Annotated in this window: 18 protein-coding genes and 1 rRNA gene; 8 read left to right on the top strand and 11 right to left on the bottom strand. The window is 71.7% G+C overall.

Features of this window, described 5'->3' with window-relative positions; genetic code table 11:
* Window positions 1–29: 29 nt before the first annotated feature.
* Window positions 30–2,591 carry a GNAT family N-acetyltransferase gene (locus ACFFXY_RS24925; RefSeq protein ID WP_382356963.1) on the bottom strand — a complete coding sequence of 854 codons (2,562 nt, stop codon included), beginning with the start codon at window positions 2,589–2,591 and terminating at the stop codon, window positions 30–32.
* A 54-nt stretch (window positions 2,592–2,645) separates the two neighbouring features.
* Here ACFFXY_RS24925 and ACFFXY_RS24930 point away from each other — a divergent pair, with 54 nt between their 5' ends.
* Together ACFFXY_RS24930 and ACFFXY_RS24935 are read left to right on the top strand one after the other, a co-directional pair.
* Window positions 2,646–3,347 (top strand): siderophore-interacting protein, encoded by a 702-nt coding sequence (locus ACFFXY_RS24930; protein WP_382356965.1) that lies wholly within the window; start codon window positions 2,646–2,648, stop codon window positions 3,345–3,347.
* Window positions 3,348–3,391: 44 nt separating this feature from the next.
* A complete protein-coding gene (locus ACFFXY_RS24935) occupies window positions 3,392–4,180 on the top strand; it encodes a TIGR02569 family protein (RefSeq protein ID WP_382356967.1) in 789 nt (262 codons plus the stop codon).
* Between the two features lie 4 nt (window positions 4,181–4,184).
* On the opposite strand, the gene ACFFXY_RS24940 is transcribed toward ACFFXY_RS24935, so the two are convergent.
* The 5 genes from ACFFXY_RS24940 to ACFFXY_RS24960 all read right to left on the bottom strand — a co-directional run bounded on the left by ACFFXY_RS24940 (window position 4,185) and on the right by ACFFXY_RS24960 (window position 8,745).
* Window positions 4,185–5,417, bottom strand: a complete 1,233-nt coding sequence (locus tag ACFFXY_RS24940; RefSeq protein WP_382356969.1) for a cytochrome P450 — start codon at window positions 5,415–5,417, stop codon at window positions 4,185–4,187.
* A gap of 115 nt (window positions 5,418–5,532) precedes the next feature.
* Entirely contained in the window at window positions 5,533–6,696 is a 1,164-nt protein-coding gene (locus ACFFXY_RS24945; protein ID WP_382356971.1) for an NAD(P)/FAD-dependent oxidoreductase, read from the bottom strand.
* Window positions 6,693–6,893 (bottom strand): ferredoxin, encoded by a 201-nt coding sequence (locus tag ACFFXY_RS24950; RefSeq protein ID WP_382356973.1) that lies wholly within the window; start codon window positions 6,891–6,893, stop codon window positions 6,693–6,695. Before ACFFXY_RS24950 ends, ACFFXY_RS24945 begins: the two co-directional genes overlap by 4 nt.
* Complete coding sequence (locus ACFFXY_RS24955; RefSeq protein WP_382356975.1) at window positions 6,890–7,549, bottom strand: TetR/AcrR family transcriptional regulator; 660 nt, start codon at window positions 7,547–7,549, stop codon at window positions 6,890–6,892. The genes ACFFXY_RS24950 and ACFFXY_RS24955 overlap by 4 nt, the downstream gene beginning before the upstream one ends.
* Window positions 7,546–8,745 (bottom strand): cytochrome P450, encoded by a 1,200-nt coding sequence (locus ACFFXY_RS24960; protein ID WP_382356977.1) that lies wholly within the window; start codon window positions 8,743–8,745, stop codon window positions 7,546–7,548. The genes ACFFXY_RS24955 and ACFFXY_RS24960 overlap by 4 nt, the downstream gene beginning before the upstream one ends.
* Window positions 8,746–8,873: 128 nt before the next feature.
* On the opposite strand from ACFFXY_RS24960, the gene ACFFXY_RS24965 reads away from it, so the two are divergent.
* A complete protein-coding gene (locus ACFFXY_RS24965; RefSeq protein WP_382356979.1) occupies window positions 8,874–10,322 on the top strand; it encodes an MFS transporter in 1,449 nt (482 codons plus the stop codon).
* 35 nt (window positions 10,323–10,357) lie between these two features.
* Here the strand turns inward: ACFFXY_RS24965 and ACFFXY_RS24970 are convergent, their stop codons facing one another.
* Window positions 10,358–10,486, bottom strand: a complete 129-nt coding sequence (locus ACFFXY_RS24970; RefSeq protein WP_382356981.1) for a hypothetical protein — start codon at window positions 10,484–10,486, stop codon at window positions 10,358–10,360.
* Window positions 10,483–11,169 (bottom strand): DUF998 domain-containing protein, encoded by a 687-nt coding sequence (locus ACFFXY_RS24975; protein WP_382356983.1) that lies wholly within the window; start codon window positions 11,167–11,169, stop codon window positions 10,483–10,485. Before ACFFXY_RS24975 ends, ACFFXY_RS24970 begins: the two co-directional genes overlap by 4 nt.
* Before the next feature lie 144 nt (window positions 11,170–11,313).
* Between ACFFXY_RS24975 and ACFFXY_RS24980 the strand changes: the two genes are divergently transcribed.
* The 4 genes from ACFFXY_RS24980 to ACFFXY_RS24995 all read left to right on the top strand — a co-directional run bounded on the left by ACFFXY_RS24980 (window position 11,314) and on the right by ACFFXY_RS24995 (window position 15,669).
* The gene (locus ACFFXY_RS24980) at window positions 11,314–12,624 is read left to right on the top strand and encodes a sensor histidine kinase (RefSeq protein WP_382356985.1); all 1,311 of its coding nucleotides are present in this window, start codon (window positions 11,314–11,316) and stop codon (window positions 12,622–12,624) included.
* Complete coding sequence (locus tag ACFFXY_RS24985) at window positions 12,621–13,295, top strand: response regulator (RefSeq protein WP_382356987.1); 675 nt, start codon at window positions 12,621–12,623, stop codon at window positions 13,293–13,295. Before ACFFXY_RS24980 ends, ACFFXY_RS24985 begins: the two co-directional genes overlap by 4 nt.
* 108 nt (window positions 13,296–13,403) lie before the next feature.
* A complete protein-coding gene (locus tag ACFFXY_RS24990) occupies window positions 13,404–14,228 on the top strand; it encodes an NmrA family NAD(P)-binding protein (protein ID WP_382356989.1) in 825 nt (274 codons plus the stop codon).
* A gap of 286 nt (window positions 14,229–14,514) precedes the next feature.
* On the top strand, window positions 14,515–15,669 hold the full coding sequence (locus ACFFXY_RS24995) for a S1 family peptidase (protein WP_382356991.1): 1,155 nt from the start codon (window positions 14,515–14,517) through the stop codon (window positions 15,667–15,669).
* 151 nt (window positions 15,670–15,820) lie between these two features.
* Here ACFFXY_RS24995 and ACFFXY_RS25000 read toward each other — a convergent pair whose 3' ends face one another.
* On the bottom strand, window positions 15,821–16,951 hold the full coding sequence (locus tag ACFFXY_RS25000; protein ID WP_382356993.1) for a DNA glycosylase AlkZ-like family protein: 1,131 nt from the start codon (window positions 16,949–16,951) through the stop codon (window positions 15,821–15,823).
* 66 nt (window positions 16,952–17,017) lie between these two features.
* Window positions 17,018–18,568, bottom strand: a complete 1,551-nt coding sequence (locus ACFFXY_RS25005; protein ID WP_382356995.1) for a gamma-glutamyltransferase family protein — start codon at window positions 18,566–18,568, stop codon at window positions 17,018–17,020.
* 341 nt (window positions 18,569–18,909) lie between these two features.
* On the opposite strand from ACFFXY_RS25005, the gene ACFFXY_RS25010 reads away from it, so the two are divergent.
* Window positions 18,910–19,971, top strand: a complete 1,062-nt coding sequence (locus ACFFXY_RS25010; protein WP_382356997.1) for a hypothetical protein — start codon at window positions 18,910–18,912, stop codon at window positions 19,969–19,971.
* Window positions 19,972–20,095: 124 nt separating this feature from the next.
* Here the strand turns inward: ACFFXY_RS25010 and rrf are convergent.
* A 5S ribosomal RNA gene (gene rrf / locus ACFFXY_RS25015) occupies window positions 20,096–20,192 on the bottom strand; the annotation flags it as partial.

Below are 20,192 nucleotides of genomic sequence, written 5' to 3' on the forward strand. Positions count from 1 at the left end.
GCCCTGGGGTTGGGGCCGCCGCTCACGCCTCACTGCAAGCGGCAGGGCGCGTCCTCGCGGCGGATGAACGCCAGCTGCGCCCGCTTGTCCCCCAGCTCGATCTGCGGACCGAGCGTGAAACCGGTGCGGCGCATGCGGGCCGCGGCCTGCGCGTTCCTCGCGTCCGGCTCCACGACGACCCTCTGGTGGGCCGGATCGGCGAACAGGTACATCGCGAGCACCCCCATGAGCCGCCCGGTGAACCCGGGCCGGGCCCGCCCGTTCGCCCCGGCCACCAGCAGGTGCGCCCCGATGTCGCCGGGCTCGACCTCGTAGCACTCACCCACCGGATCGGCCTCGGGCTCGTACGTCTGGAACAGGGCGATCGGCGTCCGGTCCTGGAGCACCAGGAACGCATGGTGCGTGTCGAGCGAGTCCAGGTACTCGTAGATCTCAAGCACATGGTCCTTGGAGTGCCCGGTCATCCCCCAGAACCGCGCGCGCTCCTCGGTCACCCACCCGTAGATCAGGTCGAGGTCCTCGGCGGGCCGCACGGGCACGATCGCGATGCGCCCGAACCCCTCCACCCGCTCCTCGAACACGGCCGGGCGGTCGATCATCCGGTGCTCCAGCCGCAGCTCATGCCAATCGGTCTCGATCCGCGCCAGCTCCCCGCGCTTCCACAGCGGGAACTGGTCCCGCTGGTGCGGCCCGGGCGCGCCCGCCGCTCCGAAGGGGACGATCCACCGGCTGCTCCCCCGGTCCGCGAGGTCCCACACCCACCTCGCGGCGGGCCCGCGCAGGAAGTCCTCACTCGCACCGAGACCACCCGCCGTGGAGAGCACGCAGTCGGCGTCCCCCGCCATGCCGTCGAACGGCTCGACCGCGTCGTCGCCTTCCGCCGCATCGTGCCACGGCGCGAGCCGGTGCACCTCACCCCACGCGACCTGCTCGCGCGCGGCCGTCGCCTCCACGGCGGCGGCCAGCGCCGCGTCGCGCTCCTCGTCGCCCACGAGGCCGCTGGCGAGCACGTGCTCCAGCGCGTACGCGATGCGCGGCAGCAGCGCCAGCCACCCGGCGAAGAACGGTGAATACCCCGTCGGCTCGGTGAGCGGCGCGAACACCGGCAGCTCGGCGAGCCGCTCCACGAACGCGCCGCTCACGCTCGCGAACGCGGCGGCCTCGACGCTCTCGGCGTCCATCCGCCGGTCCCACAGCAGCAGCCGCTCCCGGAGGGCGCGGCCTTCGGGGCCGAGCTTGAGCGCGGGCAGCAGGTCGAGGACGATCCCGGCCGAGGGCAGCAGGGTGTCGGTGTGGATGCGGGCCATGTCCGCTGCGGCCCAATCGGTCCGCTCCCCGATCAACTCGCGGATGCGGTCGGCCCGGTACGGCTGGCAGAACTCGACCCCCAGCGGGGCGGCCACCCCGCGGTCGTTCGCCATGGTCGCGACCCGGTCGATGTCTCTGCGGGGCATGGGCTCCCAGCCGCGCCAAGCGTACCGGGCGTCCCAGGCGGGAACCGGGTACTTCCGATTCTCCGAGTCCCGCTTCGGCACCCTCCCCGCGGCGCGATGCAGCAGCCCACCATCTGCATCAGCAGCCATGACGACATTGACGGGGAGGACCCAGTCGTCTAGGGCGGCATCGACATCAGCGACGGTCTGAGCCCGAAGCAGCTTCGGCAGGGCCGCGAAGCCAAGATCCGGTTCGGCGGTCACCGGCCCGCGAAGGCTGAGCACCCCCTCGGGACCGTCCTCCACGACCGGCCCACGCGGGGTCTCCAGCACCGTGACGACCTGGTCGTCGCCACCGGCGACCGAGAACGTCTCGGTGGAGGCCCGCACCGGCTCCCAGCCGTCGGGCCCGAACGCCTCAATCGACCCGTCCTCGTTGCGCCGCAATTGCTCCTGGAACAGGTCGGAGGTGTCGGCCATGCCGTTCGTTATGCCCCAGGCAACAGCACCGGCATGACCGAAATGCGCAATGCCGGGGATGCCGGGCATGGCGAGCCCGAGGACGTCGAACTCATCGCAGGAGAGCCGGATCTGCTGGTAAGACCCGGGAAGTTGAATGAACCGGTGCGGGTCCCCGGCGACGATTGCCGAGCCCGACGCCGTCATCGCGCCCGATACGAGCCACCCGTTCGACCCGACCGGCTCGGGCCCGTCCATGGCGAATCTTGAAACAGCCTCCGCGCCGAGGGTCTCGCGGACGCGCTGGCGCCAGATCTTGGCGGGGAACCCGGACCCGAACGTCAGGTGCTCGGCATGCCAGATGGCAAGCGGCGTCCAGGCCTCCCAGCCCTCGTAAGCCCCAACGGAATTGACACCGTCGACAAACCGGGAGACCCACTCCTGCGTCTCCGACCCAAGCGCCTCGAAGGCCGCTCGCGCCGACGCAGTGACCTGAACCTGCCGGACCAGTCGGTCCCAGTTGACCCATTCGCTCCCCAGCAGCTCGGAGGCGGTCCCGGTGGCCCGCCGCCGGAGGAGCTCCAGCTGCCAGGCCCGGTCCGTGGCGGCGTTCCAGCCCTGGGCGTAGGCGAGCGCCGATGCGTCGGGCGCCCGCAGGTGCGGGATCCCCCAGGAATCCCGATAGCATTCGAACCTCATAATTAGGTTAGTCTAACCTAACCGAAGAGAACCCCTGATTTCGAGAGGACCGGCATGGGCAAAGGCTGGGAAGGCGCGGTACTGAAACTCCTGCGCGCCAAGGACTTCAAGTTCACGGTCACCGGCGCCGAACAGGTCGCCCCGCGCTACCGGCGGCTCTCGTTCACCGACGGCGGGCTCCTTGCCGAGCTCCCCGTCCACCCCTCGATGTGGGTCCGCCTCTGGTTCGAGCACGACGGCAAGCCCCACCAGCGCGGCTACACCCTCGTCGACCCGGACCCGGAGGCCGGCACGTTCGACATCGAGTTCGCCCTCCACGACGGCGTCGCGAGCAACTGGTCCGAGACGGCCGCCCCCGGCGACACCATCGCCGCCACCGTCTACGGCACCGCCTTCACCACCCCCGACCCGTTCCCCGAGCGCCTCCTCCTCGTCGGCGACCCGGCGTCCCTCCCCGCGATCAACTCCCTCCTCGACGCCTTCCCCGACACTCCCGCCACCGTCTGGTTCGAGACCGCCGGCGACGACGATCTCCCGTTCCGCACCCGCGACCCCCACGACCTCCACCTCATCCCCCGCGGCGACGGCACCGCCCTCGAAACCGCCGTCCGCACCGCCCTCCCCGCCCTCGCCACCCCGTCCACATACCTGTGGATAACCTGCGAAGCCCGCACCACCCGAGCCCTCACCGCCTTCGCCCGCAAACACCTCGCAATCCCCAAAGACCGCCTCCACACCATGGCCTACTGGCGCTGACAAACCCCTCGCCCGCCCCTTCCGCCCCCGACTACGCTCACCGCATGCAGCCGCCCCGGACCGTCCTCGAAGCCTTCGGTTCCACCGCCGAACCCGTACTCCTCGAAGGCGGCCAGGGACGCACCTGGAGGAGCGGCGGGCTCGTCCTCAAACCGGTGGACAACCCGGCCGAGGCCGAATGGCGCGCGGAGACGCTCTCGGCCCTCCCCGAATCCGATACCTTCCGAATTCCCCGCCCGATCCCCACCCGCACCGGCGAATGGACCGCGGAAGGCTGGGAAGCCACACAACTCCTGCCAGGCCGCACCGACCCGAAACGCTGGAACGACGCGATCGAGGTCGGCGCCGCCTTCCATCGGGCCATCCGCGACGTCTCCCGCCCGGACTTCCTCGACACCCGCGACGACTGGTGGACCCTGGCCGACCGCGACTCCTGGAACCTCGACTTCACCCCTGACGACCCGACCCTCCGAGACCTCGCCGAGGCCCGCACCCCGGTGGCGGTCGCCCACCAGCTCACCCACGGCGACCTGCTCGGCAACATCCTCTACGAACCGGGCCTCCCACCCGCGATCATCGACTGGCCGCCCTACTGGCGCCCCACCTCATGGGCCGCCGCCGTCGCAGCCGTAGACGCCCTGTGCTGGCAAGCCGCCGACGAATCCCTCCTCGACCACTGGACCCACCTCGCAGCCTGGCCCCAGATGACCCTGCGCGCCTTGATGTACCGCATGCTCACCGACCACCACGCCGCCGCCGCGAACAACCGCCCCTGCCAACCCCACCCCGCCTACCTCCCCATAGCAGAGGCGGTCATCCGCCGCGCCCGCTAACGCGTCACCAGGTCACCGGGAGTTCGTAGACGCCGTAGACGGCGGCGTTGTGTTTGAAGGGGAGTTCCTTCAGGTCTCCGGCGAGGGCGAGGGTGGGGATGCGTTTGTACAAGGTGCTGTAGACGACTTGGAGTTCGACGCGGGCGAGGGACTGGCCGAGGCATTGGTGGACGCCGAAGCCGAAGGCGACGTGGCGGCGGGCGTCGCGGGTGAGGTCGAGGCGGTCGGGGTCGGGGAAGACGCGGGGGTCGCGGTTGCCGATGTCGCCGGGGAGGATGACGCCCTCGCCCGCGCGCATGACCTGGCCCCCGACCTCCATGTCCTCCAGCACGGCCCGGCGGCGGCCGTTGTGGGTGATGTGGAGGTACCGCAGCAGCTCCTCGACGGCCTTGGCGACCACCACCGGGTCGTCGCTGTCGCGCAGGAGCGCCAGCTGGTCCGGGTTCTCGAAGAGCGCCAAGGTCCCCAGCGCGATCATGTTCGCGGTGGTCTCGTGCCCGGCGATGAGCAGGAGCACCCCGATCTGCGCGGCCTCCGCGCGCGTGATCTCCCCGGCGCCGACACGCCCGACGAGGCCCGACAGGAGGTCGTCGCCCGGCGCCTTCATCTTCTGCCCGACCAGGTCGTCGAGGTACACGGTCAGGTTCCGCATCCCGGTCATGCGCTCCTCGGGCGCGACGTCGAGGTTGACGATGACCTTGCTGTTCTCCTGGAAGAAGTCGTGGTCGGCGTACGGGACGCCGAGCAGTTCGCTGATGACGAGCGAGGGCACGGGCAGCGCGAACGCGTCCACGAGGTCGGTCGGGTTGGGCCCGGCCAGCATCGCGTCGATCGCGTCGTCGACGATCTTCTGGATCGCGGGCCGCCGCGCCTCGGACCGCTTGATCGCGAACGGCGCGGTCACCATGCGGCGTAGGCGCGCGTGCTCGGGGTCGTCCATGAGGATGAACCCGATCTTCGGCCGCTCCTCCTGCGGCGCTTCGCCGTCGCCCTCGTAGGCCTTGGCGACGGACGCGTTCGGGTAGCCGGGGCTCGCGGTGTCGGAGCTGACGCGCGGGTCCGACAGGACGGTGCGCTGGTCGTCGTAGCCGGTGACGAGCCACGGCGTCTGGCCGTCCTCCAGGCGCACCCTGGTGATCGGCCCTTCCTCCTGAAGGGACTTGAGCTGCGGCGGCGGGTCGAAGGGGCACTTCACGGCACGCTCCATCGGATAGGCCGGGGTCTCCTGGTCGGTCATCGCGCGTTCCTTTCGGTTCGGGTGTTCGAGTCGCCGTGCTGCTTCCGTAAAAGGCGCAGTCTGGGCACAGCGCGGCGACGCTCAAGGGCGTGGTGAATCCGGGGGCGCGGAGGCGCTACGAGAACGACTCCACTAGAGACTGACGGTGCTGCCGGGCCTGCTTCGGCATGGACCAGCCGACGATGCCGGTGATCCGGCCGTCCGTACGGTACGCGGCGACGAAGCGGCGGGCGGCCGGGTCGCCTTCGAGGACGTCGAGTTCCCCGTCGACCGAAGGCAGGCCGTAGACCTGGATCTTCGCGTCGAACTGGTCGGTCCAGAAGTACGGCACCGGCTTGTACGGCAGGTCGGCGCCGAGGATGTTCGCGGCCACCGCGGCCGCCTGCTCGGTGGCGTTCGTGCGGTTCTCCAGGCGCAAGGAGCGCCCGAGCCCCGCATGGTGCCAGCGCGCGACGTCCCCGACCGCCCAGATGCCCTCGGCGGCAAGGCAGTTCGCGTCGCACACGATGCCGTTGTCGATCCTCAGGCCGCTGCCGGTGAGCCACTCGGTGGTCGGGATCGACCCGATCGAGACCGCGACCGCGTCCGCGGCCAGCACCTCCCCGGTGGCGAGGCGCACCCCCGTGACGCGCCCGTCGCGCTCCTCCAGGCCCGCGACCCCCACGCCGGGACGCAGCCGCACCCCGCGCTCGGTGTGCATCTCGGCGAGGTGCTTGGCGACGCCGGGGCCGAGCTGCATCTCCATCGGCGCGGCCTGCGGCCCCACGAGCGCCACGTCCGGTCCGAGCGACGAAGCGGTGGCGGCGATCTCGGCCCCCAGTACGCCGTCCCCGACGACCACGAGCCGCTGCACCTGCGCCAGTTCGCCTTTCAGCTTCAGCGCGTCCTCGATGGTGCGCAGCACGTGCACACCGCCCAGGCCCGCCGCGCCCGGCAGCGTCCGGGCGCGAATGCCGGTGGCGATGACGATCGCGTCCGCCGAGACGGTCCGCCCGTTCTCGGTCGTGACGGTCCGGTTCGGAACGTCGAGCCCGGTGGCGGCCTCGCCGAGCGCGAACTCGGCGTCCAGTGAGGACAGCATCGCGTCGGGCCGCAGCTGCGCCCGCGCGGGCTCCCAGGCCCCGGAGAGGACCTGCTTGGACAGCGGCGGCCGGTCGTACGGCAGGTGCGGTTCGGCGCCGAGGAGCGTCAAACGCCCGTCGAAGCCCTTGCGGCGCAGCGCCTCGGCGGTGGCGAGCCCCGCCGCGGAGGCGCCCACGATGAGGACGCTCGCCCTCACGCGGCCTCGCTGACGTCGATGGCCAGCGCCGGGCACACGCTCGCGGCCTCGCGGACCGCCTCGTGGTGCTCCGGGGCCGGTGCGGGTTCGAGGAGGATCACGATGCCGTCCTCGTCGCGCTGGTCGAACACGTCGGGTGCGACGAGCACGCACGACCCTGCGCCGCAGCACTTGTCCTCGTCAACGGTGACTTTCATGGCGGTAACTCCCTCAGTTCGGTGTACTCGGCCCCGTACAGGCCGACGATGGCGTCGACCAGGCCGAGGCCGGCTTCGTGCCAGGTGTCCCTGGCGGTCGGCGCGCCGCCCGCGATCCTTGCTTCGCGCGCGGCGGGGACGATGACGACGAGCTGGCGGACCATCTCGTCCCGTTCGGCCCGCACCTCGGGCGGCAGGTCCGGCAGGCACGCGTTGAGCCCGGCGGTGACCTGGCGCAGCGAGGGCGCCTCCATGGCCTCGGCGGCGATGACGTCGCGCATGGCCGGGTCGGTGAGGACCTGGGCGGCGAAGCGCGCGAACCAGGTCCGCTCGCCGAGCGCGCCGAGGTGGTCCATGGTGGGCATGACGAAGCACTCGACCCACTCGCGCAGGCCCGGCTCCTCGCCCATGGCGTCGAGGCGCTCGACGCGCGCCCGCTCGATGTGCTCCATGTGCCCGCGGATGATCGCGCGCACGAGGTCGGCCTTGGTGCCGAAGTGGTAGCCGACGGCGGTGTTGTTGCCCTGCCCGGCCGCTTCGGAGATCTGGCGGTTGGAGACGGCGGCGACGCCCTGCTCGGCGAAGAGCCGCTCGGCGGCGGCGATGATCGCCTCGCGGGTCGCCGCGACCCGCGAGGCCCTGGTGCTGGTGCTCATGTCCGCCACCGTACGGGGACGGCGGCCATGCCGCCGACCAGGAGCCCTTCCACCCGCTGGAGGTCCTCGGGCGCGACGGCGAGTTCGAGGGACGGCAGGCGCCGCAGGAGCACTTCGAGCGCGACCTGGAGCTCGGTGCGGGCGAGGGCCTGCCCGAGGCAGGAGTGCGCTCCGGCGCCGAAGGCCAAGTGGGGGTTGGGGGTGCGGGCGAGGTCCATGGCGGCGGCGTCGGTGAACGCGGCGTCGTCGCGGTTGGCGGCGGCCATGGAGCAGACGACGGTGGTGCCGGGCTCGATGACGGCGTCGCCGACCGCGAACTCCTCGTCGATGTAGCGGACCATGCCGAACCCGGCGTTGACGTCCATGCGCAGGGACTCCTCGACGGCGGACCTGACGAGCTTCGGGTCGGCGAGGAGCGCCTCCCAGCGGGTGCGGTCGGCGAGGAGCATCGCGGCCATCTTGCCGATCATGTTCGCGGTGGTCTCGTGCCCGGCGACGAGGAGTCCCTGGCCGGTGGCGATGATCTCGGCGTCGCTCATGGCGGAGGCGGTGACGAGCTCGGAGAGGAGGTCGTCGCCGGGGTCGGCGCGCTTGGCGGCGACGTGCCCGGCGAGGTAGGCGTGGAACTCGGTCTGGGCGGCGACGATCTCGTCCTGGGTGTACCGGGTCATGCTCAGGAGCGTGTCGGACCAGTACGAGAACTTGTCGCGGTCGTCCTCGGGCACGCCGAGGATCTCGCAGATCACCCACACCGGCAGCGGGAACCCGAAGGCGGCCTTGAGGTCGGCGGTGTCGCCCGCGGCGGTCATCTCGTCCACGAGGCGGTCGGCCATGGCGGTGACGCCGGGGCGGAGCGCGGCCATGCGCTTGGCGGTGAACCACTTGTTGAGGGTGCGGCGCCACACGAGGTGGGCCTCGCCGTGCTGCGGGAGGACGGACGCCATCTGGGAGTCGAGGACGCCGCCGGACTCCTCGCTGACGCGGGCGCTGTTGCCCTCGGCGGAGGTGCGGGTGAAGCGCGGGTCGGCGAGGGTGGCCTTGACGTCCTCGTACCGGGTGAGGAGGGTCGCCGGGTCGCCCGAGGCGAACGTCACGTGCGCGACGGGGCACTTGCCCCTGAGCTCGGCCCATTCGGCGGGCGGGTCGAGCACGGCGTCGTTGGGGATGGGGTACTGGAGGGCGGTGCGCTCGGACATGTGGTCCTCCCGATACGTCGGCGGCGGTGCGATTTGCCCACTATTCAACCCCTCGTAGTACAGTAAGTCAAGCAGTTGACTTAAAATATTTCGGGTCACATGCACTACCAGGATGGAAACCACCACCGATGACTCAGAACACCGCCGAGCCGGACGGATCGCCCGCCCACTCGAACCGCATCATCGCGGTCCTCGCGATCTCGGGGATCGTCGTCTCGCTCATGCAGACCTTCGTGATCCCGCTCCTGCCCGAACTGCCCGAGCTCCTCGGCGCCTCGGTCGGCGACACCTCGTGGGCCGTCACCGCGACCCTCCTCGCCTCCGCCGTCGCCGTCCCGGTCGTCGGCCGCCTCGGCGACATGTTCGGCAAGCGCCGCATGCTCCTCGTCAGCCTCGTACTGCTCACCGCGGGCTCCGTCGTCGCCGCGCTCAGCACCGACCTCGCCACGTTCATCACCGGCCGCGCCGTCCAGGGCCTCGCCGCGGGCGTGATCCCCCTGGGCATCAGCATCATGCGCGACGAGCTCCCGAAGGCCAAGCTCGCCGGGGCCATGGCCCTCATGAGCGCCTCCCTCGGCATCGGCGGCGCCCTCGGCCTCCCGGCCGCCGCGCTCCTCGCCGACCACGCCGACTGGCACGTCCTCTTCTGGGTCGCCTCAGCCGCCGGACTCCTGTGCCTGCTCCTCGTCGCCGCCACCGTCCCCGAATCCGGCGTCAAGTCCGGCGGGAAGTTCGACCCCGTCGGCGCGATCGGCCTCTCCGCGGGCCTCCTCGGCCTGCTCCTGGCCGTCTCCAAGGGCGCCGACTGGGGCTGGACCGACCCGCTCACCCTCGGCCTCGGACTCGGCGCGGTCGTCGTCCTCCTCGCTTGGGGCGCATGGGAGCTGCGCACCCCGCAGCCGCTCGTGGACCTGCGCACCACGGCCCGCCGCCAAGTCCTCCTCACCGACCTCGCCTCGGTCGTGTTCGGCTTCGCGATGCTCGCCATGTCGCTGGTCCTGCCCCAGCTCCTCCAGATCCCCGAGGCCACCGGCGTCGGCTTCGGGCAGTCGATGCTCACCGTCGGCCTCGTCATGATGCCCTCCGGCCTGGTCATGATGGCCATGTCGCCGGTCTCCGCGCGCATCACGAACGCCAAGGGCCCCAAGACCACCCTCATGGCCGGCGCCGTCGTCGTCGCCCTCGCCTACGGCCTCGGCGCGTTCCTCATGGCCGAGATCTGGCAGCTCGTCCTCGTCGCCACCCTCATGGGCGCCGGCATGGGACTCGCCTACGGCGCCATGCCCGCCCTCATCATGGACGCCACGCCCGTCCACGAGACCGCCGCCGCCAACAGCCTGAACACCCTCATGCGCTCCATCGGCACCTCGGTCTCCAGCGCCATCGCCGGCGTCGTCCTCGCCCACGTCACCGTCGACTTCGCGGGGACCGCCGTCCCGTCCAAGGACGCGTTCCAGATCATCTTCCTCATCGCCGCGGGCGCCTCGCTCGCCGCGCTCGCCATCGCCGCGTTCCTCCCGAAGCGCGCCAATGAGACCGGTGCGCCCGCACCGGAACTCGTCAAGGCCGCCGCATGACCGAGCGGGCCCGGCATCGCCGCCGGGCCCGCCCGCTAGAACCAGCTCCCGAACTCCGAGCCCGCCCCCTCGCCGCCGTGGAAGACCGCGAACTCCTCGCGCCGGGACCGGCAGCCCCCCAGCGCCATCCGCAGGCGCACGAACCAGGCCCGCACGGCGCTCACGACCGCACCCCGGCCAGGACCGGCACCGGCGCGGCCTCCTCGACCACCGCCGCGGGCGCCGCCGCCCGGATCGAGTTCGCCACCAGGAACCACAGCAGCGACGACAGGACCACCAGCAGCACCCGCTGCGGAATCCCCCGCCAGTCCCCGCCGTCCAGGACCCCCGGCAGGAACGTGTTCACCGTCGTGGTCAGGAACGTCAGCGCCGCCAGCGCCGTCGCCCACCACGTCCCGTGCCGCACCCACGCGGGCGCGTCCGCGCGCCGCATCCGCGCCGCGCAGATTCCCGCCACCACCGTCAGCAGCACGAACGCCGCCCCCGCCGAGTACCGGTGGATCTGCGCCCACCACGTCAGCCCCGACTCCGGCGTCCCCGTGCGGAACACCGCCGCGCACACCAGCATCAGCGCCGTCGCCCCCAGCAGGAACCTGACGAAGCCCTCCCGCGCCAGCCCCACCCCGCGCATCGCGAGGATCAGGCACGTCGCGGCCAGCGCGATCACCGAAGCCGGGAACAGTAGCACGCCGGGCCAGGTCACGGCATACGCCGAAACAGGCGTAGCGACGGCGTCCACGTCATGGGCCTGCGTCAAATGCATCACCGCGAAGCCCGCCTGGGAGGCGGCGATCCCCGACATGGCGGTCACCTCGGCTGCGCGCGTTCGGAAGAAGTCTCGGTTCATGCGGCGAACGGTAGGTTCCGGGAAGTCCCCTTCCCTCAAGCCGAGGCGTGGAATCGGCCCTCACCCCCAGGGGTGAGACGCGCCCGCCGACCCCGTACCCGGGAGTGAGGGCGCGCAGGTCCCCGGCGGCATACCGTTGTGCACGTGACCGCCGAGACCGCACCGCACCCGCATCCCGTCCGCCGGGTCGTCAGCTACCTGGTGCCCGTCGCGCCCCTCGGCGACGGCGACTGGCGGTGGCGCTTCACCTCCGTGCTCGCGCTCTTCGGCCCCGGATCGGTCCCGTTCGCGCTCATGATGTTCGCCATCCAGAACGGCCTCATGGCGACGAACTACGGGATCGCCGTGGGCGCGCCCATCACGATCGCGACGGGCGCGGCGATCATCCTCGCCCGGTTCCGCCCGGTCGAGGCGTGGATGCTGGTCATGGCCTCGTTCGTCGCGACCGCGCTCTGGACGGAGACCACGAAGTGGGAGCCGTGGCCGCTGACCGTCCCGAGCCTGTTCGCGCTGATGACGGTGCTGTTCGCGCTCGGCCGGGACCGGCGCGCGTGGGCGGGCGTCCTGTGCTGGCTCGGGTACGCGGCCGCGGGCGCCGCCGCGGTCTGGGGCGTCAGCTCGCAGCGCCTCGACCCCATGCCGCAGCCGGTCCTCACCGCGAACCCGAACCCGGCCTCCGACAACCTGACGCTCGGCCTCCTCTTGGGCGCGTTCGCGTTCCTCGTCGGCCTGACGGTGCGCATCTGGCGCCAGGGCCGCACCCGCGTCGCCGAGGAGGAGCGCGTCGCCGAGGGCGAGCGCCAGCGCCGCCGCCTCCTGGAGGAGCGGGCCCGGATCGCGCGGGAGCTGCACGACATCGTCGCGCACCACATGTCGGTGATCACCGTCCAGTCCTCGACCGCGGAGTACCGCCTCGCCGGGCTCGGCGAGGACGCGAAGGCGGAGTTCCGCTCCATCGGCGACCAGGCCCGCGGTGCGCTCGCGGAGATGCGGCGGCTCCTGGGCGTGCTGCGCGCCGAGGACGACGCGGGCGCGCGCGAACCGCAGCCGGGCCCCGAGGCCCTGCACGGCCTCGCGGAGGCGGTGACGAGGACCGGCACGCCCGTGGACCTCGTGGTCGGCGACCTCCCCGAGGACCTCCCGGAGACCTTGGCGCTCACGGTGTTCCGCGTCGTCCAGGAGGCGCTGAGCAACGTGATGCGCCACGCCCCGGGCGCGCAGGTAGAAGCCTCGGTCGCGTCCAGGAACGGGACACTGGAAGTTACGGTGGTGAACGGCCCGCCGCCCGGCGGCCCCGGCCCGACGGGCCGCGACGGCTCCGGACTGGGCCTGGTCGGCATGCGCGAACGCGTCGCCCTCGACGGCGGCGAGCTCGCGGCGGGCCCGACCCCCGAAGGCGGCTTCCGCGTCCGCGCGGTCCTGCCGATCCGCTCGACCGCAGAGGAGTCCGCGTGACCATCAAGGTGCTCATCGCCGACGACCAGGCCATGGTCCGCGCCGGCTTCGCGGCGCTGCTGAACGCGCAGGAGGACATCGAGGTCGTCGGCGACGCCCCCGACGGCGTCGCGGCGGTCACCGAGACCGCCCGCCTGCGCCCCGATGTCGTGCTCATGGACGTGCGCATGCCGACCATGGACGGCCTGGAGGCGGCCAAGCGCATCCTCTCTGCCCCGCCGGAGCGGCGCCCGCGGGTGCTCATGCTCACGACGTTCGACATCGACGACTACGTGTACGAGGCGCTCCGCATGGGCGCCAGCGGGTTCCTCCTCAAGGACGCCCCGCCCGGCGACCTCATCGCCGCGGTCCGCGTGGTCGCCGACGGCGACGCCCTCCTGGCCCCGTCGGTGACCCGCCGCCTCATCGAGGAGTGCTTCAAGGCCCGCCCGGCCCTGCGCCGCTCCTCCCGCCTGGAGGCGCTCACCCCGCGCGAGGAGGAGGTCCTGCGCCTCATCGCCCGCGGCCTCTCCAACCCCGAGATCGCCGCGTCCCTGTTCGTCTCCGAGCAGACCGTCAAGACCCACGTCGGCAAGATCTTCGCCAAACTCGAACTCCGCGACCGCGCCCAGGCCGTCATCTGCGCCTACGAGACCGGCCTGGTCACCGCGGGCGACCCCCGCGAGCAGTAGCAACGCTCCCGCTCGGGAAACTTCGGCCCTCCTACTGGAATGGATCATTCCGCTCTGCTACACTTGGAACAACTCATTCCGTTCCAGAATTTTCCCTGAGGAGTCCCCATGCGCATCCTGATCACCGGCGCCACCGGAACCGTCGGCCGCAACGTCGTCGAGCAGCTCATCGCCGCCGACCCCGCCGCCGAGCTCCGCGCCCTCACCCGCAACGCCGAGGCCGTCCTCCCCGCGGGCGTCGAGACCGCCGTCGGCGACCTGTCCGCGCCCGAGACCCTCACCGACGCCTTCAAGGACGTCGATGCCGTCCACTTCATCAACTTCGCGGGCGAGCAGTACGGCGCGATCCCCGACCCAGCCGCCGTCGTCGCCCTCGCCGAGGCGGCGGGCGTGCGCCGCTGCACCGTCCTCGGCGGCATGGCCGACGGCCCCTTCGAGACCCTCCTGGCCGCCAGCGCGATCGAGACGACCTTCCTCCACCCCGTCGAGTTCATGTCGAACGCCCTCATGTGGTGGGCCGCGCCCATCAAGGCCGAGAGCCGCATCCGCGAGCCCTTCGGCGACCGCCTCAGCGCGATGGTCCACCCCGCCGACATCGGCGCCGTGGCCGCGCGGGTCCTCCTCGACGGCGGGCACGACGGCGGCGACCTCGTCATCACCGGCCCGGAGGTCCTCACGATGCAGGACAAGGTCCGCGCCCTCGGCGAGGCCATCGGCCGCGAGGTCGAGTACGTGGAGCTGACGGTGGACGAGGCGCGCGAGAAGTGGAGCGGCGAGGGCTTCCACGAGGGCCTCATCGCGTTCCTCCTTGAGGCCCTGGGGAACACGCCGCCGGAAGGCAAGACCGTGTCCGACACGGTCGAGCGCGTCACCGGCCGCCCGGCCCGCACGTTCGCGCAGTGGGCGGTCGAGCACGCCGACGCGTTCAAGTAGCGGCGCAAGGCGAGGGGCGGCGTTCCGATCGGAACGCCGCCCCTTTTGACTCGAATCTGTGAAATCACAGGTCTGTTCGCATTTCTGAAACCAAACACCACTTAGCCCGATATTCACTGAATTATTTCTATCTTTAATTTTGTGCGGTTTACCTCTAATCTCCATGTATGGCATGGCTCACCCATCACCTCGGGTGAGACCGCAACCAGCGGTCGCACCCGGCCCTGCCATGGCGGTCGCGAACCCCGTCGGCCGTCGATGCCCTCACCCGAAAGGCATGCATCACATGAATCGCCAACGCGCACTTGCGGTCACGGCCGCCGGCGCCGTAGCCACCGCGCTCTCGCTCGCCGCCGGCGCGGCACCCGCCTCGGCCGAGATCCTCGACGCCAAGGCCGCGGACGCCCGCGCCGACCTCCTCGGGAACGTCTCCCCCGCGCTCATCGACGAACTCTCGGACACCTTCGGGCTCAGCGAGTCCGAGGCGTACGACCGCCTCGCCGTCGAGGCCGTCGCCTCGGACCTCCTCACCGAGGTCCCGGACTCGCTCGACGCCTCCTACGGCGGCCTGTGGGTCGCCGAGGGCGCCGACGAGATCCTCGTCGCGACCACCGACCGCGCCGACTTCAACGAGCTGCGCGCCGAAGGGGCCACCCCGGTCCTCGTCGAGCACGCCCTCGCCGATCTCGAAGCGGCCGGCGCCGGCCTCGACGCGCTCGACATCGAAGGCGTCTACGGCCACTACGTCGACCTGGAGAAGAACACGCTCGTGGTCGAGGCGGCCGACGAGGCCGTCGCGGCCGAGGCCGTGGACGCCGCGGGCATCGACCCGTCGCTCGTCTCCGTCACGGCCGCCGAGGCGCCCGAGCTGTTCTTCGTGCGCGGCGGCGACGCCTACATCGTCGAGAACTCGTGGCGCTGCTCCGTGGGCTTCTCGGTCCGCCAGGGCTCGACCCCCGGCTTCGTGACCGCCGGCCACTGCGGTTCGGCCGGCGACCAGCTGACCAGCGGCGAGGCCGCCCCGGGCACCTTCCGCAACTCGGTCTTCCCGTCCGCGGACCGCGCCTGGGTCGCGGTCGGCGCCAGCGAGCCGCTCTACGACGAGGTCAACATGTACTCGGGCTCGCGCGACGTCGCGAACGCCAACCAGGCCGCCGTCGGCTCCTCCGTGTGCCGCTCCGGTTCGACCACCGGCTGGCACTGCGGCACCGTCCAGGCGTTCAACCAGACGGTGAACTACGCCGAGGGCAGCGTCTACGGCATGACCCGCACCAACGTGTGCGCCGAGCCCGGCGACTCCGGCGGCTCGTTCATCACCGGCAACTCCGCCCAGGGCATGACCTCCGGCGGCTCCGGCAACTGTACCTCCGGCGGCACGACCTACTTCCAGCCGATCGGCCCGGCCCTCTCCGCGTGGGGCCTGACGCTCGTCACGACGTAGGACCGAATGCAGGGTCCGGTCAGATCGACACTGGCCGGGCCCGACCCTCTTGAGCCGCAACGGCTCGGACCCCAGGAGCCCCGGTCGCCACCCTAGGCCGGGGCTTCTCCGCGTCCCGCCTATGCCGCCATCCGCGCCTCCCCTCCCGCACTCAGGCGGTGTCGAACCCCCGGACCTCGGCCTTCCACCGCACCTCGGCCCCGACCCACGAGGCCGCCCGGTCCACCGCCGCGTGCAGGTGCTCCCGGTCGGCCCGCGCGTCGTCCCACTGCGCCGCCTCCACGACGAGCTCGCCGTTGCTGCGGCGCAGCGCCACCCGCCCCGGCAGGTCGCTCCCGGCGAACACCGGCAGGCAGTAGTACCCGAACGTGCGCTGCGGCTCGGGCACGTAGATCTCGATCTTCCAGCCGTGCCCCCACAGCCGGTCCATGCGCTCGCGCAACCACACCAGCTGGTCGAACATCGACACCGCGACGGCCCGCTCCGCGCCGGTGACCCGGGTGCGCCGCACCTGCGGGTCGATCCACGCGCGGCCCTTCCAGCCCTCCACGGCGACCTCCTCGACCTCAAGCTCGCGCAGCACCCGCTCGGTGTCGGCGATCTTGAGCCGGAAGTAGTCCGCGACGTCCTTCGTGGTGCCCACGCCGAGGTTCCGCAGCGCCGTGGACACCATGTACCGCAGGCACTCCGCATCGTCGGCGTCCCACAGGTGCTCGGCGGGGATCGCGCGCTCGGCGAGCTGGTAGACGCGTTTGAACCCGATCCGGTGCGTGCACGCGACCTCCCCGAACCACAGCAGCCGCTCCACGGCGTGCTTGTGGTCGGTCCGGAAGTTCCAGGAGTCGCCCATGTTCCCGACGCCCTGGCCGCGGTGCATCGCGCCGGAAGGGAAGTCCGACACGGTGATCGCCCCGCGCTCGCGCAGCAGCGCCAGCACCTCGGCCTCGGCGGCCGCCAGCGAGTCGTCGGCGTACCGCTCGCGCCACGACGCCCGCCGCCGCGCAAGGTACGGCCACGCCGAGACCGGCAGCAGCGACATCGCGTGCGCCCAGTACTCGAACGCGATCGGCGCCTTGCGCCGGTCCAGGCTCCGCACGGCCTCCTCGACGTCGAGGTCCCGCGCGAGCAGCGTCAGCTCGTGCGCGCGCCGCACCGCCGAGATCGTGTCGAGCTGAATGCACCCGAGCCGCTCCAGCACGGTCTTGAAACGCGCGGCCTTCGGCCGCAACTGCGCGGCGATGGCGATCCGCCGCGCATCCGCCAACCGCAACGACTCAGGCACTGCACCAGTCCTCTCCGAGAGCCACACCGATCGCCCCCGACCGTACAGGCGGGGTCCGACAACCGGTCAGCCCCGGTTCGGCGCCGTCCCCACGGTCCCGGTCTCCGCACGCGGATCGGCCGCTCCCGCAACACGTCCCGCCTCGTCGATCTCGATGAGGTGCGCGTGCCCGAAGCCGCTCCCGGCCGCCGCCGGGGCGACCGCGAACCCGCGTTCACCCAGGCCCTCGGCCCACGCCTCGGGGCTCCCGGCCTCCAACTCCACGTCCGTCTCGTACACGCCCGTCCACGTCCCGAACCCGGTCTCCCCGGGGAACAGCCGCCACCGCGGCGCCGCTACCGCGGCCTCCACGGACTCGCCGCCGTGCAGCACCCGCGCGATCAGCTGCGACACGATCTGCGGCTGGGAGTCGCCGCCCATCGAACCGGCGACCAGGCGCAGCGAGCCGTCCGGGCGCGTCACGAGCGCCGGCACGAGCGTGTGCGGCGGGCGCTTCCCCGGCCCGTACTCGGCCGGGTGCCCCGGCTCCAGGTTGAACCCGGTCCCGCGGTTCTGGAGGCCGATGCCGGTGCGCGGCTCGAACAGCCACGTCCCGAACCCGGCCGCGTTCGACTGGATGTAGGAGACGCCCATGCCGTTCCCGTCGAGCACTGCCATGTACGTGGTGCCGCCCGCGGCCTGGTGCACCGGCACGTCGGCCTTCGCGTCCGGGCTGATCCGCCCGGCCCGCTCCCCCGCGGCCGCCAGCAGGTCCGCGACGTCGGCGCCGTCGAACAGCCGCTCCGGCCGGTCGTACCCGGCCTGCCGCGCCGCCTCGACGAGGTAGTGCGCCCACAGCGGGTCGCCCGCGTCCACCGGCAGGTCGAGCTTGTCGGCGATCGCCAACGCCAGCAGCAGCAGGTACCCCTGCGAGTTCGGCGCCGCGGCCCAGATCCGGTGCCCGAACGCCTCCACGCTGATCGGCTCCTCCCACTGCGCTTGCACCGCAGCGAGATCCGCCTCCGTGAACAGGCCCTTCCCGATCTCCACGAGCCCCTGCCCGAAGTCCCCCAGGTAGAACCCGTCGCGCCCGCCCTCAGCGGCCGCGCGCAGCGCCGCCGCGGTCCGCTCGCGCGTCACCGTCGCCCCGGCTTCAAGGCCCACCAGGTCCCCGGCCCCGGCGACGCCCTCAAGGATCTTCCCGGCCTTCGCCAGCATCGCCGTCGCAGGCCAGCCCTTCGACGCCAGCTCGATCGCGGGCGCCAGCAGCTCCGCCATCGGCCGCGACCCGTACCGCTCGTGCAGCGCGAACCACCCGTCCACGCAACCGGGCACGGTCGCCGACCGCAGGTCGCCCCGGAACGGCATCGCCCGGTGCCCCTCGGCCCGCAGTACCTCAGCGTCGGCGCCCGATCCGGCACGGCCCGAGGCGTTCAGGTACGCCGGAGCGCTCTCCCCAGGCACGTGGACCAGTGCGAACAGGTCCCCGCCCAGCCCGCACAGGTGCGGGGCCACGATCGTCAGCGCCGCACCGGCGGCGATCGCGGCGTCAACGGCGTTGCCGCCGTTCGCGAGGACGTCGGCGCCGATACGGCTGACATGGGGATCGACGGAACAGACCACACCCTGGTCGACCACGGGGGACTCCTTTGCGCAACCGCCGGCCATCGCCGAACGGGGGGACGGGTTCGCGCCGAACCACAGGTCCGACACCGCGCAAAGCCTACCTTGCCGCGCGGCTAGTGACGACCGCGCGGATTCGGGCCGCGTGCCGGTGCTCACGACGGGTGTTTTTGTCCGCCGGCGGACCTAGCATAGAGGTGGACCGCGTCCACCTGTACGTCCAAGTCTCTTGTACGGTGGAGTTTCCGCGGTGGGGACGAGAGGAAAGATCGGAACTGGTCATGGAAGAGCCGATACAACCAGCTGATTCAGCCGGGCCGATCTCGTCTACGGTGCACCGCTGGCGGCGCCTCGCAGTGCGACACGGCCTTGAGTGGAGCGAGCTCCTGCTCATCGCCCTCAACCTCTACGGCCTGCGCGGCAACAACAGCGAGGGCATGCGCCTGCGGCTGAACTCCGAGGACGAGGAGTTCATGCTCGTCCTCCCGGCCGACCGCGCGACGTCGCCGTTCAGCCTCCGCGCCCACGTCGACCCGTCTTCGCCCCAGCACGGCCTGAGCGAGCTCTGCGTCGACGGCACCCCGGTCGCCGAGATCATCGAAGCCGAACCGGGAGAAGAGGTCCGCGGATACCTCCGCGCCGACGGCACCGCCGCCACCCTCCTCCTCCAGACCGACATCGAGCCCGACGAACTCGTCAAGTGCTACCGGGACCTCCTGGAGGCCCTCGCCTCCGACCTGACCGACGACGGCGAGCAGCACCTCTTCGACGAGGTCACCCTCTCCGCGAGCGGCGCCCGCGACGAGCAGCTGATCGTCGAGCACCTCCTCGCGGTCCGCGAGGCAATGACCGCCGAAGGACTCCCCGAGTCCACCACCCTCGGCGTCCTGACCCCGGCGCTGCGCAGCAAGGCCGCGTTCAACGAGCTCGCCGAGAAGGTCGGCCCGGTCCTCCTGTTCCTCACGACCGAGACGTACAAGGACGACAGCGCCGAACTCGCGGCTGAACCGATCGTCCCCGAGGACGCCGCGGCCGCCGACCCGGTCATGCCGGTCGCCAGCCGCCAGTCCGAACGCCTCTCCGAGATCCTCTCGGCGGCAAGGGAAGCCGGCCACCGCACCTCGTTCACCTACACGGTGGGCAGCGAACCGCTCGACGAGATGCGCGCCTGGCTCCTCCCCCTCGCCGAGCAGACCACGATGTGGCCGTCGCTGACGATCCTCCCTGCGGAGACCCCCGTCGACGACTCCCAACACGTCGCGGCCCCCGACGAGCGTCTCGACTTCTTCCTGGAGGCCCGCCGCCTCCTCGAACAGATCTTCGCGCCCACTCAGCTGCGCCCCCAGCCGTGGCGCTGCTACCGCGGCCTCTGGTACCGCCAGCACGCCGGCGAGCACATCGACGGCCCGTACGTCTAGGCAACACAAAGGCCCCCACCGCAAGGTGGGGGCCTTCTTCGTTGCCGCATAACCACTTCCAGGCTTACAGCCAGGTATGCAGAAAGGCCCGACACATAGTGTCGGGCCTTTCTATTCGATTAATGTTTGGCGGTGTCCTGCTCTCCCACACCCTCTCGAGTGCAGTACCATCGGCGCTGGAAGCCGTAACGACCGGGTTCGGAATGGGACCGGGTGTGTCA

The organism is Glycomyces mayteni (genome assembly GCF_042428885.1).
Taxonomy (GTDB): Bacteria; Actinomycetota; Actinomycetes; order Mycobacteriales; family Micromonosporaceae; genus Glycomyces; species Glycomyces mayteni.

Coding starts and splice junctions, on each gene's coding strand:
- ACFFXY_RS24955 (WP_382356975.1), bottom strand. CDS start 7,549: ATGAGCACCAGCACCAGGGCCTCGCGGGTCGCGGCGACCCGCGAGGCG.
- ACFFXY_RS24940 (WP_382356969.1), bottom strand. CDS start 5,417: ATGACCGACCAGGAGACCCCGGCCTATCCGATGGAGCGTGCCGTGAAG.
- ACFFXY_RS24995 (WP_382356991.1), top strand. CDS start 14,515: ATGAATCGCCAACGCGCACTTGCGGTCACGGCCGCCGGCGCCGTAGCC.
- ACFFXY_RS24925 (WP_382356963.1), bottom strand. CDS start 2,591: ATGAGGTTCGAATGCTATCGGGATTCCTGGGGGATCCCGCACCTGCGG.
- ACFFXY_RS24950 (WP_382356973.1), bottom strand. CDS start 6,893: ATGAAAGTCACCGTTGACGAGGACAAGTGCTGCGGCGCAGGGTCGTGC.
- ACFFXY_RS24930 (WP_382356965.1), top strand. CDS start 2,646: ATGGGCAAAGGCTGGGAAGGCGCGGTACTGAAACTCCTGCGCGCCAAG.
- ACFFXY_RS24960 (WP_382356977.1), bottom strand. CDS start 8,745: ATGTCCGAGCGCACCGCCCTCCAGTACCCCATCCCCAACGACGCCGTG.
- ACFFXY_RS24975 (WP_382356983.1), bottom strand. CDS start 11,169: ATGAACCGAGACTTCTTCCGAACGCGCGCAGCCGAGGTGACCGCCATG.
- ACFFXY_RS24965 (WP_382356979.1), top strand. CDS start 8,874: ATGACTCAGAACACCGCCGAGCCGGACGGATCGCCCGCCCACTCGAAC.
- ACFFXY_RS24935 (WP_382356967.1), top strand. CDS start 3,392: ATGCAGCCGCCCCGGACCGTCCTCGAAGCCTTCGGTTCCACCGCCGAA.
- ACFFXY_RS24990 (WP_382356989.1), top strand. CDS start 13,404: ATGCGCATCCTGATCACCGGCGCCACCGGAACCGTCGGCCGCAACGTC.